This window comes from Mesorhizobium sp. KACC 23794 (assembly GCF_052180275.1).
In the GTDB taxonomy this organism is placed as follows: Bacteria; Pseudomonadota; Alphaproteobacteria; order Rhizobiales; family Rhizobiaceae; genus Kumtagia.
In genome coordinates, this window is record NZ_CP197465.1 from 1,107,815 (window position 1) to 1,120,542 (window position 12,728).

12 protein-coding genes are annotated in these 12,728 nt (G+C 64.7%); 10 read left to right on the forward strand and 2 right to left on the reverse strand.

Features of this window, described 5'->3' with window-relative positions; translation table 11 throughout:
• Positions 1-27: 27 nt before the first annotated feature.
• From xdhB to ACSBOB_RS05615, 4 genes are all read left to right on the forward strand, one after another.
• Positions 28-2,382: a xanthine dehydrogenase molybdopterin binding subunit gene (gene xdhB / locus ACSBOB_RS05600; RefSeq protein WP_442581468.1), complete on the forward strand. Its 2,355-nt coding sequence runs from the start codon at positions 28-30 to the stop codon at positions 2,380-2,382.
• Between the two features lie 20 nt (positions 2,383-2,402).
• On the forward strand, positions 2,403-3,389 hold the full coding sequence (xdhC, locus tag ACSBOB_RS05605) for a xanthine dehydrogenase accessory protein XdhC (RefSeq protein ID WP_442581469.1): 987 nt from the start codon (positions 2,403-2,405) through the stop codon (positions 3,387-3,389).
• A gap of 384 nt (positions 3,390-3,773) precedes the next feature.
• A complete protein-coding gene (locus ACSBOB_RS05610; protein ID WP_442581470.1) occupies positions 3,774-4,517 on the forward strand; it encodes a DUF899 domain-containing protein in 744 nt (247 codons plus the stop codon).
• A gap of 30 nt (positions 4,518-4,547) precedes the next feature.
• Positions 4,548-5,228 carry a glutathione S-transferase family protein gene (locus ACSBOB_RS05615; RefSeq protein ID WP_442581471.1) on the forward strand — a complete coding sequence of 227 codons (681 nt, stop codon included), beginning with the start codon at positions 4,548-4,550 and terminating at the stop codon, positions 5,226-5,228.
• Positions 5,229-5,338: 110 nt separating this feature from the next.
• On the opposite strand, the gene dps is transcribed toward ACSBOB_RS05615, so the two are convergent.
• The gene (gene dps, locus ACSBOB_RS05620) at positions 5,339-5,821 is read right to left on the reverse strand and encodes a DNA starvation/stationary phase protection protein Dps (RefSeq protein ID WP_442581472.1); all 483 of its coding nucleotides are present in this window, start codon (positions 5,819-5,821) and stop codon (positions 5,339-5,341) included.
• 106 nt (positions 5,822-5,927) lie between these two features.
• Here dps and ACSBOB_RS05625 point away from each other — a divergent pair, with 106 nt between their 5' ends.
• Both ACSBOB_RS05625 and ACSBOB_RS05630 read left to right on the forward strand, forming a co-directional pair.
• Positions 5,928-6,152 (forward strand): hypothetical protein, encoded by a 225-nt coding sequence (locus ACSBOB_RS05625; RefSeq protein ID WP_442581473.1) that lies wholly within the window; start codon positions 5,928-5,930, stop codon positions 6,150-6,152.
• 44 nt (positions 6,153-6,196) lie between these two features.
• The gene (locus ACSBOB_RS05630) at positions 6,197-7,129 is read left to right on the forward strand and encodes a hypothetical protein (protein WP_442581474.1); all 933 of its coding nucleotides are present in this window, start codon (positions 6,197-6,199) and stop codon (positions 7,127-7,129) included.
• 55 nt (positions 7,130-7,184) lie between these two features.
• On the opposite strand, the gene ACSBOB_RS05635 is transcribed toward ACSBOB_RS05630, so the two are convergent.
• Positions 7,185-8,105 (reverse strand): LysR substrate-binding domain-containing protein, encoded by a 921-nt coding sequence (locus tag ACSBOB_RS05635; protein WP_442581475.1) that lies wholly within the window; start codon positions 8,103-8,105, stop codon positions 7,185-7,187.
• 143 nt (positions 8,106-8,248) lie between these two features.
• Here ACSBOB_RS05635 and ACSBOB_RS05640 point away from each other — a divergent pair, with 143 nt between their 5' ends.
• The 4 genes from ACSBOB_RS05640 (at position 8,249) to ACSBOB_RS05655 (ending at position 12,726) form a co-directional block, all read left to right on the forward strand.
• Positions 8,249-9,466, forward strand: coding sequence for a urate hydroxylase PuuD (locus tag ACSBOB_RS05640; protein ID WP_442581476.1), 1,218 nt, complete (start codon positions 8,249-8,251; stop codon positions 9,464-9,466).
• Positions 9,463-10,779 (forward strand): guanine deaminase, encoded by a 1,317-nt coding sequence (guaD, locus tag ACSBOB_RS05645; RefSeq protein ID WP_442581477.1) that lies wholly within the window; start codon positions 9,463-9,465, stop codon positions 10,777-10,779. Before ACSBOB_RS05640 ends, guaD begins: the two co-directional genes overlap by 4 nt.
• 141 nt (positions 10,780-10,920) lie before the next feature.
• Positions 10,921-11,421, forward strand: a complete 501-nt coding sequence (locus tag ACSBOB_RS05650; protein WP_442581478.1) for a heme-degrading domain-containing protein — start codon at positions 10,921-10,923, stop codon at positions 11,419-11,421.
• 39 nt (positions 11,422-11,460) lie between these two features.
• On the forward strand, positions 11,461-12,726 hold the full coding sequence (locus ACSBOB_RS05655; RefSeq protein ID WP_442581479.1) for a glycerate kinase type-2 family protein: 1,266 nt from the start codon (positions 11,461-11,463) through the stop codon (positions 12,724-12,726).
• The last annotated feature ends 2 nt before the right edge of the window (positions 12,727-12,728 follow it).

The window sequence follows — 12,728 nt, forward strand, 5'->3', positions numbered from 1 at the left end:
GAAACGGCGAGGAGAAAAAGGCGCTCCATGAACAAGCACACAGCCAACCTTACGGCACAAAAGATCGCCGGCGGCGTCCACACCGACGTGCGCCACGATTCGGCGCACAAGCATGTCACCGGCGAGGCGATCTATATCGACGACATGCCGGAGCCGGCGGGCACGCTGCATGCGGGCCTTGGCCTCGCGAACGTGACGCATGGCACGATCCGCAAGATCGATCTTACGGCGGTGCGGGCTGCGCCGGGCGTGGTCGATGTGCTGACCTATGCCGACGTGCCGGGTGAGAACGATATCTCGCCAAGCGGTATGCATGACGATCCGGTGTTTGCCGAAGGCAAGGTCCAGTTCCATGGCCAGCCGGTGTTCGCCGTCATCGCCAGGACGCGCGAGCAGGCGCGCCGCGCCGCGCGGCTGGCGAAGATCGAGTACGAGGAATTGCCGGCCGTCATCGACATCTGGGGCCTCGATCCCGAGAAGGACAGGCAGGTGACGACGCCGCTGACGCTCAGGCGCGGCGACGCGGCGGCGGCGATCGCGGCAGCACCCCGCCGCATCAAGAACCGCATGAAACTCGGCGGCCAGGATCACTTTTACCTGGAAGGCCAGATCTCACTGGCGGTGCCGGGCGAGGACGACGAGGTGATCGTCTATTGCTCGACCCAGGGTCCGAGCGAGACCCAGCATCTGGTCGCCCATGTGCTGGGTGTGCCCAGCCATGCGGTCACCGTCGAAGTGCGCCGCATGGGCGGCGGGTTCGGCGGCAAGGAGACGCAGGCCAACCAGTGCGCGGCCATCGCCGCCATCGCGGCCAAGAAGCACGGCAGAGCCGTCAAGGTCAGGCTCGACCGCGACGAGGACATGCTCGCTACCGGCAAGCGGCACGATTTTGCCATCGACTACGACATCGGCTTTGACGACGAAGGCAACATCCTCGGTGTCGACTACATGTTCGCGTTGAATGCCGGCTTCTCGGCCGACCTGTCTGGACCGGTGGGCGATCGGGCGCTGTTCCACTGCGACAACGCCTATTTCTTCCCGGCGGTCCACGCCAAGTCGGCGCCGCTCTACACCAACACCGTCTCGAATACGGCATTCCGCGGGTTCGGCGGTCCGCAAGGCATGGTCGGCGCGGAGCGCGTCATCGAGGAGGTGGCGTTCGCCGTCGGCAAGGACCCGCTCGAAATCCGCAAGCTGAACTTCTACGACCCGATGGGGGCGACAGGCGAGCGCAACGTCACGCCCTACCACCAGAAGGTCGAGGACAACATCATCCACCGTATCGTCGCGGAGCTTGAAGAGAGCGCCGACTATGCGGGTCGGAGGCGGGAGATCGCCGCCTTCAACGCCAACAGCCGGGTGATCCGGCGTGGCCTGTCGCTGACGCCGGTGAAATTCGGCATCTCCTTCACCAAGACCGAGTCCAACCAGGCCGGCGCGCTGGTGCATGTCTACAATGACGGCTCGGTGCATATGAACCATGGCGGCACCGAGATGGGCCAGGGCCTGCACCTCAAGGTGGCGCAGGTGGTGGCCGAGGAATTCCAGATCGATCTCGAACGGGTCAAGATCACCGCGACCACGACGGCTAAGGTGCCGAACACCGCCCCGACGGCGGCCTCCTCCGGCGCCGACCTGAACGGCATGGCGGCGCAGAACGCCGCGCGGCAGATCAGACAGCGTCTCACCGATTTCGCGGCGGAGCGATATCAGGTGCCGGTCGATCAGGTGGTTTTCCTGCCCAACCGGGTGCGCGTCGGCAACCAGGAGATCAGCTTCAACGATCTGGTCAAGCAGGCCTATGTCGCGCGAATCCAGCTTTCGGCCGCTGGCCACTACAAGACGCCGGTCATTCACTGGGATCGAGCCAAGGGCCGTGGCCACGCCTTCTATTATTACGCCTATGGCGCTGCCTGCTCGGAGGTTTCGGTCGACACGCTGACCGGCGAATATGTCGTCGAGCGCACTGACATATTGCACGACACCGGCCGCTCGCTGAACCGGGCGATCGATATCGGCCAGGTCGAGGGCGGTTTTATCCAGGGCATGGGCTGGCTGACCACGGAAGAATTGTGGTGGGACGGCAAGGGGCGGCTGCGCACGCATGCGCCGTCGACCTACAAAATCCCGCTCGCCTCCGACCGGCCGAAAATCTTCAACGTGGCGCTGACCGACTGGTCCGAGGCCTATCAGCCGACCATTCACCGCTCCAAGGCGGTCGGCGAGCCGCCTTTGCCGCTTGGCATATCGGTGCTGCATGCGCTGTCGGACGCGGTGGCGAGCGTCGCCGACCACAAGGTCTGCCCACGGCTGGATGCACCGGCGACGCCCGAGCGGGTGCTGATGGCGATCGAGCGGCTGAACGCCGAGGCAAAGGGCTAGGGATTCTGGTATAGAAGGCCATGGCATCGATCGCCAAAGAGCTGCGTGCATTTCTCGACGGGTCTGAGACCGCCCTGGTCGAGGTCGCGTCGGCCAAGGGTTCCACGCCGCGCGAGAAGGGGGCGTGGATGCTGGTGTCGAAGACCGCGATCTTTGGTACGATCGGTGGCGGCCAGCTTGAATTTATGGCGATCGACAAGGCGCGGGTGATGTTGGGCGGGGCTTTACCCTCCCCCTTGTGGGGAGGGTCGGCGAGCAATCGTAACGCAGTGAAGATTGCGAGACGGGGTGGGGGTGAACGTGGTGTTGCACCCCCACCCCGCCTCGAACGCCTTGCTTCGCAAGACCTTCTCGTCGACCCTCCCCACAAGGGGGAGGGTGAGGTGGTGCTGTCCATCCCGCTCGGCCCCGAGATCGGGCAGTGCTGCGGAGGTAGAGTGGACGTGTCGATCAGGCGGGTGGACGACGACGTGAAGTCGGACCTGCTGGCGGCGGTGGAAGCCGAGGAAGCGCGGCTGCCGCATGTCTACGTGTTCGGCGGCGGGCATGTCGGGCAGGCGCTGGCGGCGGCTTTTTCGCTGCTGCCGCTGCGGACGATCGTCGTGGAAAGCCGCGCCGAGGCGCTGGAAGGCATGCCGGCCGGCATCGAGACCAGGCTGACGGCGATGCCGGAGGAATGCGTCCGCAACGCGCCCGCCGGTACGGCCTTCGTCGTGCTGACGCACGACCATGCGCTCGACTTCCTCATCGTCGCCGAGGCGCTGGCGCGCGAGGACGCTGCCTATGTCGGCATGATCGGCTCGAAGACCAAGAAGGCGACGTTCCGCAACTGGTATCTGAAGACCGCCGGCGGGACGGAGGCGGCGTTTTCGCGCCTGGTCTCGCCCATCGGCGGCGACGCGGTGAAGGACAAGCGGCCGGCGGTGATCGCCGCGCTGGCGGCGGGGGAGATCATGACGGTGATGGCGTCCGTCTCCGTCGAGCGCGCGGCAACCGAAAGAGCCTGACGGCGGAGCCGCCGGACGCGCGCAGCCCAATTGGTCGCGCGGATTTATTCAGCCGCCGAGGCGTGTTTGCGCGCCCATGACCTCCTCATAGGCCGCTTTCAGTTGCATCCCCACCGGCACCTCGTCCGGGCTCGTGTCGTCCCTTTCGCCGAGATGCGCGCGGCGTTGCGACTTGTAATCCGGGCGATTGAGAAGATACGGCCGTTCGGCAAGGGCGCGAAACTCATCTACACCGAGCAGGCGGTCTATCTCGCTGGCGGCGGTCTGAGAGACTGAAGATTTCGATCCTGCGCAACTCTGTCGGAATGGCGGTCGTTGATCCGTCCTTGGGAGGAACGCCGTCCGATTGCGGACAGAGGCCACCGCAGAGAAGGAGAGAAAGCCATGGCACTTCCCGAAATCGTTTCGCAGGAGGAATGGACGGCGGCGCGCAAGGCGCTGCTCGACAAGGAAAAGGAGATGACGCAGGCCCGTGACCGGCTCAGCGTCGCCCGCCGCGAGCTGCCGATGGTCAAGGTCGAGAAGGATTATGTGTTCGACGGGCCGGACGGCAAGGCGACGCTCCTCGACCTGTTCGACGGCCGGCGGCAACTGATCGTCGTGCATTTCATGTTCGATCCCGACTGGGAAAAGGGCTGCCAGGGCTGCACCGGCAACGCCGACGAGATTTCCGACGGGCTGATCCGTCATCTCCACGCCCGCGCCACCTCGCTCGCCCACGTGTCGCGTGCGCCGCTGGCCAAGCTGGAGCGCTACAGAGAGGAGCGTGGCTGGACCTTCCCCTGGTATTCGTCGTTCGGTTCGGACTTCAACTACGACTTCCAGGCGACGATCGACCCGAAGCGTGGTGCCGACACCTACAACTACAAGACCATCGCCGAGCACGAGAAAGCCGGCACCGGCTATTATTTCGAAGGATCGAAATCGACCGAGCAACCGGGCCGTAGCGTCTTCCTGCGCGACGGCAACACCATCTATCATACCTACTCGAATTATGGCCGGGGCGCGGAGATGGTCGGCGGCGGCTACTACTGGCTCGACCTGACCCCGCTCGGGCGGCAGGAGGAGTGGGAAGAGCCGAAGGGCCGTGTCGCCTTCGCCAATCCGTCACAACCGTTCTTCGCGTAAGTTCCGGAAGTCACAATCAGGAGACAGCCAATGGCGCTGAAGTTTTATTACCATCCGCTGGCGTCGTTCTGCCACAAGGTGCTGATTCCGCTTTACGAGAACGGGACCGGCTTCGAGCCCATCGTCGTCGATTTTGGCAATCCCGACTCAGCCGCGGCCTTCAAGGCAGTCTGGCCGATGGCCAAGATGCCGGTTCTGCTCGACGAAGAGCGCGGCGCCACGGTCGCGGAGTCGACCATCGTGATCGAATATCTCGACGCTTTTCATCCGGGGCCTGTGCGGTTCGTGCCGGATGACGCCGATGCCGCATGGCGGGTGCGTTTCTGGGACCGGTTCTTCGACCATTATGTGCATGAACCGATGCAGAGGATCGTGGCCGACGAGTTGCGGCCGCAGGGCAAGCGCGACCCGTTCGGCGTGGAGCAGGCGAGGGCCAGCCTCGTGGAGGCCTATGGCTATCTCGAGAGCGAGCTTGGCGGGAAGACGTGGATCGCCGGCGAGGACTTTTCGCTCGGCGATTGCGCGGCGGCCCCGGCGCTGATGTACGGGCATACGCTGGTGCCGATCGGCAAGGACCAGAAGCGGCTGAGGGCTTATTACGGCCGACTGCTGACGCGGCCGTCTATCGCGCGCGTGTTCAGGGAGGCGGAACCGTATTTCCGCTTCTTCCCGCTGCCGGACAAACCGGTGCTGACACCGCCCGACGTTTGAACGGTTTCAGCAGCGAAGCTTCCAATGACCGACCCTTCGGCAGCATATTTCTGTCAACGGGCCGGTCACCGGAGTTTTGGGGCCTGAGCGAGTGAAATCCTGCAATGATCTCAGGCGCTTTCCTGCGTATGCGCCTCCAGGAACCACAGCGACTTGTCGAGGGCGCGCGAATAGGCGGTAAAAATGTCGGCTGTGTCCGCGTCGCCGGTCTCGCTTGTCTCGTCGATCGCTGTGCGGACGCGCTTGGCCGTCGCGGCATAGCGGTCGATCAGCGCGGCCAGGTGGTCCTTGATCTTGTGGATGTCGGTCGGATAGGCCTCGAGCGGCGTTTCCTTGACGACGACCTGTGATGTGCCGAGCGCCGTGCCGCCAAGCTGCACGGCGCGTTCTGCGATTGTGTCGACGTGGCCGTCGAGTTCGGTGCGAAAACCGTCGAGCATCTCGTGGATGGCGATGAACTGCGGCCCCTTGACGTTCCAATGCGCCTGCTTGGTGATCAGCGCGAGGTCGATCGCCTCGGCGAGCCGGGCGTTCAGGATCTCGATCGAAGTCTTCCTGACGTTGGATTTCAGGTCGTTATGGGTCGATATCATTTTGGGTCCCTCAAAGCGATGATGCGGCGATAGTCGGTATCGCCGGCCGGATATTCCACCGGTCGCGCGGCCGCGTCCATAACGCGGTTGCATGACGGAAGTTCACTTGCCCGACAAAATGCCGCGGATTCTCTGCCGGTGCCATCCGCAGGTTCGCCCGCAAGGGAGGGCACGCCGGCAAATCCGCATTGTGGCGGAACTTTGTTCCTCTTTGCCTGTTTGGCTCTCACTGCGAAGTGCAGAAGGAGGCTTTCACATGCACGGCATCATCTATCTGGTCGGTCTCGTCGTCATCGTCCTCGCGATCCTGTCGCTGTTCGGTCTTCGGTGAATCGTTCGCGCGCTGGAACCAGGCAACCTGTCGGAGGAACGACCATGGCAATCACCGAAAACCCCATCACTTCAACCGCGGCCATCGTGGCTGATGACCGCAGCTATGTAGACTGGCCCGCAATCCTCGCCGGAACGCTGCTGGCGACGGCCGTGTCCTTCGTGCTGCTGACCTTCGGCTCGGCGCTCGGCCTGTCGCTCACTTCGGCCTATAAGGGCGAAGGGGTCTCCATTGCGGGCTTCGCCATTGCAGCCGCGCTGTGGTTGCTCTGGGTGCAGATTTCCAGCTTCTTTGCCGGCGGCTATCTTGCCGGCCGGATGCGCCGGCGCTTCGGTGACGCGAGCGAAGAGGAATCCGACCTGCGCGACGGTGCCCACGGCCTCACCGTCTGGGCGCTGGGCGTGCTGATCAGCGCCTTTATCGCCTATTCCGGCATCAGTGGCGCGTTGTCGACCGCGGCATCGGCTGTATCCGCCGCGGGAGGCGCCGCCGCCACGGTGGCAAGGGGGGCTGCCGGCGAGGCGCTCGACCAGAACGAGCTGCTGCTCGACCGGTTGCTGCGCCCCGGTCCCGCCCAGCCGGGCGCTGCTACCCCTGCTGCCGATGCCGCCGCAGCGGACCGGGGTGCCTCCGGTGAGGATCGCGGCGCACTCACCCGCATCCTGCTGTCGACGATCGCCGACGGCCAGATGAACGACGCCGACCGCCAGTATCTGGTGTCGACGGTGGCCGCCCGTGCCGGCATCGCGCCGGAGGAAGCGCAGCAGCGCGTCGATCAACTGACCCAGCAGGCGGCCGAACTGGAGGCGAAAGCCCGCGCCGCCGCCGACCATGCCCGCCGTCTCGCCATGCTGGCGGCCTTCATCACCGCGGCGTCGCTCCTGATCAGCGGTGTTGCGGCCTACTACGCCGCCACGCTCGGCGGGAACCATCGCGACAAGCAGACCTTCGTGCTTGGCTGGAGCCGACCCTGGTAAGTGAGTCGGCTGCCGGCGAGTCTTCGGCCCGCATTCCGCATAGGCGGGATGCGGGCTATTTGCCCGCCAGAATGTCGCGGATCAGGCGCTGGCAGCGGTCGGCCATGAAGTCGAGTAGCAGGCGGACTTTCGGATCCTGCAGCTTCTTGTGCGGATAGACTGCGGCGAGTTGCACCGGCGTGGGCGGTGAGCCCGGCAGGATGATCTTCAGACGCTGGTCGCGGATGAAGGGTTCGATCTCGAAACGTGGTTTGTTGAGGATGCCGCGTCCGGACAGCGCCCAGCCGGTGAGGACGTCGCCGTCATCGGAATCGAACGGGCCGTGCACCTCGAATTTCTGAGGGCCTGTCGGCGTCGTCAACGTCCAGAAATGCTCGCGCATGCCGGGGAAGCGCAGCATCAGGCAGTCGTGACGGTCGTCGACCAGTTGCTGCGGATCGGTTGGCTCGCCGCGTGCCTCCAAATATTTCGGCGCGGCGACCAGCACGCGCTCGCATTCCATGATGCCGCGCATGCGCAGGCTGGAATCCTCCAGCAGGCCGAGCCGGAAGGCGACGTCGATGCCTTCCTTCATGATATCGACATTGTGGTCGGACAGCCGCAGGCGAACCTCGATCTGCGGATAGCGGTCGCGGAAGTCGGGGATGCCGGAAGCGATGAAGCGGCGCCCGAGGCCGAGCGGCGCGGTGACCTTGATGGTGCCGCGCGGCTGGCCGGATAGCGCGCTGACGGCGGCCTCGGCCTCGGCGATGCTTTCGAGCACGCGCTTGGCGCCGTCGTAGAAAACCGTGCCCTGCTCGGTCGGCATCAATTGCCGCGTCGTGCGATTGAACAGCCTGACGCCGAGGTGCTTTTCCAGCTCCTTGATGCGGTTCGAGGCAACGGCCGGCGAGACGCGCAGGTCGCGTCCGGCGGCCGAGAGATTGCCGAGCTCGACGACGCGGACGAAGACTGTGAGGTTGTCCAGATAGGCCATGCCGGCTCCCGCGCCCGAGGCGGACGGTCGGGTCCGGCCCCGCGCCATTATTTTCCAGAATTTTTTGAAAGTCATCGTGCATCTCAACTCTTTCGCGATAGGCTCGATGCCGCGACAATCGGATGGGCGATTGAGGTTCTGGGATGTTGGATTTCGCGATCTTCTGGGAATGGTTGAGCTTTGCGGCGCGCTGGCTGCATGTGATCACGGGTATCGCCTGGATCGGCTCGTCCTTCTATTTCGTGGCGCTTGATCTCGGCCTGCGCCAACGACCCGGCCTGCCCGCCGGCGCGCATGGCGAGGAATGGCAGGTCCACGGCGGCGGCTTCTACCACATCCAGAAATACCTGGTCGCGCCGGCCGAGATGCCGGAGCATCTGACCTGGTTCAAATGGGAATCCTACGCCACCTGGATGTCCGGCTTCGCAATGCTCTGCATCGTCTATTACGCCGGGGCCGACCTGTTCCTGATCGACCGCAATGTGCTCGACGTCTCAGTACCGGTGGCGATCCTGATCTCGCTGGCCTCGATCGTCGCCGGCTGGGTCGTCTACGATCTGCTTTGCCGGCTGTTCTACGGCAAGAGCGACACCGTCCTGATGCTCCTGCTCTACTGCATCCTGGTGTTCCTCTCCTGGGGCCTGACGCATCTGTTCACCGGCCGCGCCGCCTTCCTGCATCTCGGCGCGATCACCGCGACGATCATGTCGTGCAACGTGTTCATGGTCATCATCCCCAACCAGAAGATCGTGGTGGCCGACCTGATCGCCGGCCGCAAGCCGGACGCCAAATACGGCAAGATCGCCAAGACGCGCTCACTGCACAACAACTATTTGACGCTGCCAGTGCTGTTCCTGATGCTGTCGAACCACTATCCGCTGGCGTTCGGCACAGAGTTCAACTGGATCATCGCCTCGCTGGTGTTCATCATCGGCGTGCTGATCCGGCACTATTTCAACTCGGTCCATGCGCGCAAAGGCAATCCGCACTGGACCTGGCTTGCCGCGACGATCCTGTTCGTCATCATCATCTGGCTGTCGACGGTGCCGAAGATGCTGACCGGCGAGGAGAAGGCGGCTGCCGGCACTGAAACGCTCGTCGCCTCGACGCATTTCTCGGCGGTGCGCGACACGGTGATGGGCCGCTGCGCCATGTGTCATGCCGCTGAGCCCTCCTATGAAGGCATCTATTTCGCGCCGAAGGGCGTGGTGCTGGAGACGGACGGCGCCATCGCGGAGCACGCCAGGGAGATTTATCTCCAGGCCGGCCACAGCCACGCCATGCCGCCGGGCAACGTCACCCAGATCACGCCGCAGGAACGCGAGCTGCTGGTGGCGTGGTACGAGGAGGCGCGCAAGTGACGTCTACCCTCCTGCTGAGGGGGCGAACCCTCTCGTTCCTGCGCTTTCCCGAAACCATCGATGATCTCGCCGCCTGCCGTTATGAAGAGGACGGCGGCCTGCTGATCGAGGACGGGCGCATCGTCGCTTCGGGTCCGTTTGCCCACGTAAGGGCAAAGGCCGGCGAGGGGACGAAAATCGTCGACCACCGCCCGCACCTTATCCTGCCGGGCTTCATCGACTGCCATGTCCACATGCCGCAGATGCAGATCATCGCCTCATATGGGGCGGAACTGCTGGACTGGCTGAACACCTACACGTTTCCGGAGGAGACGAAATTCCGCGACGCCCAGCACGGTCGACGGATCGCGCGGCTGTTCCTCGACGAGATGGTGCGGCAGGGGACGACGACCGTCGCTGCCTATTGCTCGGTGCACAAGGCCTCGGCGGAAGCGTTCTTTGCCGAATCGCATGAGCGCAACATGCTGAACGTCGCCGGCAAGGTGATGATGGACCGCAATGCGCCGGAGGGCGTGCTCGACACGCCGCAATCGGGTTACGACGACACCAAGGCGCTGATCGCCGAGTGGCATGGAAAGGGCCGCCAGCATTATGCCGTGACGCCGCGCTTCGCCATCACTTCGACACCGGAGCAGATGGAGATGGCGCAGGCGCTGATGCGTGAGCATTCCGACCTGCACATGCAGACGCATCTCTCGGAGAACCACGCCGAGATCGCCTTCACTCAGGAACTTTTTCCATCGTCGAAGGACTATACGGACGTCTACGAGCATTTTGGCCTGCTCGGGCCCAAAAGCCTGTTCGGCCATTGCATTCATCTGTCGGAGCGCGAAGCAGACGCGCTGTCGGCGAGCGGCTCGGTGGCGGTGTTCTGCCCCACCTCGAACCTGTTCCTCGGTTCGGGCCTGTTCGACTACCAGCGTTTTCGCAAGCGTGACAAAGCGCTTCGCATCGCAGTGGCGACCGATGTCGGCGGCGGCACAAACTATTCGATGCTGCGCACCATGGACGAAGCCTACAAGGTGATCGCGCTCAACGGCGAAAAACTCAATCCGCTGGCCTCGTTCTGGCAGATCACGCGGGGCAACGCCGAGGCGCTGTCGCTGGTCGACAGGATCGGCACGCTGGAGCCGGGAACCGACGCCGACTTCACCGTACTGAATGCCCTCGCCACGCCGGGCATGCGGCTGAGGATGGAGACGGTCGGCACGCTTGCGGAAGAACTTTTCCTGCTGCAGACGCTGGGCGACGACCGGACCGTCGTCGAGACCTATGTCGCGGGAAAGCCGTCGAAGAGCATATTGCCGGCCTAGCCTCGGACGCCAATAGTCTGTCCAGCCGCGGCAACCGGCGGTAGTGACGGCCAGCGAAGGCAATGACGGCCAGGCCGCTTCTATCCGGGCAAATCTTGTTCTAAACCGACGCTCGAATCGCCAGCAAATGCGGAGCGCATGATGAACGCCAGCACCGACGACATCGCGAAAATCGCCGCGCAGGAGGCCGCGCTTGTCTTCTCCGCCTTCGACGAGGCCACGGCCTTCGCCATCGGCTCGGCGTTACGCGACAAGGCGCTGGCGGAAAAGCTGCCGATCGTCGTCGACATCCAGTTGTGGGACCGGCCGCTGTTCTACGCCGCGCTGCCGGGCTCGACGGCCAGCAACACCAACTGGGCGCGGCGCAAGCGCAACGTTGTGCGCATTTTCCACAAGAGCACCTATCGCCTGGTGCATGAGAAGGCGCGGCCGGATCGCACTTTTCCCCCGGCGGACGGGCTCGATCCCGTTGATCACGTGCTGGCCGGCGGCGGCTTTCCGATCACGGTCAAGGGTGTCGGCGTCATCGGCGTGATCGCGGTGTCCGGCCTGCCGGAACGGCAGGACCATGCGGTGATCGTGGAGGTGCTTTGTGCCCACCTCGGCGTCGACCACGCCGCCCTTGCCTTGCCCGCCGCCTGATTTTGCGGTCAGCCTTTTTTCATCGAGGGCATTTGAGACATGACTTTTGAATCGCGCTCTTTTCTGACGTCGATCTTCAAGGCGGCGGTGGCCGCCGCCGATCCGGAACGGACGATCCGAAAACATTTGCCGAAGAAGCCGAAGGGGCGCGTGGTGGTCATCGGCGCCGGCAAGGGTTCGGCGCAGATGGCGGCGGCGTTCGAGCGCGCCTGGGACGGGCCGCTGACCGGCGTCGTGGTCACCCGCTACGGCTATGCGACGAAATGCAAGCGCATCGAGGTGCTGGAGGCGGCGCATCCGGTGCCGGACGAGGCCGGGCTTGTCGCATCGCAGCGGCTGCTGTCGGCGGTTTCGGGGCTGACGGAGGACGATCTGGTAGTGGCGTTGGTGTCGGGCGGCGGCTCGGCGCTGCTGCCGTCGCCGCCGGCGGGGCTGTCGCTCGCCGACGAGGTCGCGGTCAACGAGGCGTTGCTGGCGTCCGGTGCGCCGATCTCGGCGATGAATACCGTGCGCAAGCATGTCTCCACCATCAAGGGCGGGCGGCTCGCCGCGGCCGCCTGGCCGGCGCGGGTCGTGTCGCTGGTGGTCTCCGACATCCCGGGCGATAACCCGGCGCTGGTGGCGTCGGGGCCGACCGTGTCGGAAGCCGCGACACGCGCCGATGCGCTGCGCATCATAGAGACGTATCGCATGAAGCTGCCGGAAGCCGTGATGAAGCATCTGGCGTCGCAAGCGGCCGATGCGCCGCGCCCGGACGATCCGCGCTTCAAGGCCAACGAGGTGCATGTGATTGCCTCGGCCGCCGTGTCGCTGGACGCCGCCGCTGAAGAAGCGCGGCGACTGGGCATGGAAGCGGTGATCCTCTCCGATTCGATCGAAGGCGAGGCGCGCGACGTCGGCTCCATGCATGCGGCAATCGCCCGCGAGGTGGCGTTGCGCGGCCGGCCCTTCGCGCGGCCGATCCTGATGCTGTCGGGCGGCGAGACCACCGTGACCTTGCGCGGCAAGGGCGGCAAGGGCGGCCGCAACAGCGAATTTTTGCTCTCTTTCGCCATCGGTGTCGACGGGTTCGAGGGCATCCACGCGCTTGCGGCAGACACCGACGGCATCGACGGCTCGGAAAACAATGCCGGCGCCTTTGCCGACGGTGCGAGCGTGGCGCGGATGCGCGCCGCCAGCGTGGACGCCAAGGCGATGCTTGCCGCAAACAATGCCTGGACGGCCTTCAATGCCGCAAGCGATCTGTTCGTGCCTGGGCCGACCGGAACCAATGTCAACGATCTCAGGGCGATCCTGGTGCGGTAGCG

What these genes read in the sequence shown, in the direction of transcription:
- xdhC (WP_442581469.1), top strand. Translation starts at nt 2,403, where the DNA reads ATGGCATCGATCGCCAAAGAGCTGCGTGCATTTCTCGACGGGTCTGAG.
- dps (WP_442581472.1), bottom strand. Translation starts at nt 5,821, where the DNA reads ATGATATCGACCCATAACGACCTGAAATCCAACGTCAGGAAGACTTCG.
- ACSBOB_RS05615 (WP_442581471.1), top strand. Translation starts at nt 4,548, where the DNA reads ATGGCGCTGAAGTTTTATTACCATCCGCTGGCGTCGTTCTGCCACAAG.
- ACSBOB_RS05610 (WP_442581470.1), top strand. Translation starts at nt 3,774, where the DNA reads ATGGCACTTCCCGAAATCGTTTCGCAGGAGGAATGGACGGCGGCGCGC.
- ACSBOB_RS05630 (WP_442581474.1), top strand. Translation starts at nt 6,197, where the DNA reads ATGGCAATCACCGAAAACCCCATCACTTCAACCGCGGCCATCGTGGCT.
- xdhB (WP_442581468.1), top strand. Translation starts at nt 28, where the DNA reads ATGAACAAGCACACAGCCAACCTTACGGCACAAAAGATCGCCGGCGGC.
- ACSBOB_RS05640 (WP_442581476.1), top strand. Translation starts at nt 8,249, where the DNA reads ATGTTGGATTTCGCGATCTTCTGGGAATGGTTGAGCTTTGCGGCGCGC.
- ACSBOB_RS05635 (WP_442581475.1), bottom strand. Translation starts at nt 8,105, where the DNA reads ATGGCCTATCTGGACAACCTCACAGTCTTCGTCCGCGTCGTCGAGCTC.
- ACSBOB_RS05655 (WP_442581479.1), top strand. Translation starts at nt 11,461, where the DNA reads ATGACTTTTGAATCGCGCTCTTTTCTGACGTCGATCTTCAAGGCGGCG.
- ACSBOB_RS05650 (WP_442581478.1), top strand. Translation starts at nt 10,921, where the DNA reads ATGAACGCCAGCACCGACGACATCGCGAAAATCGCCGCGCAGGAGGCC.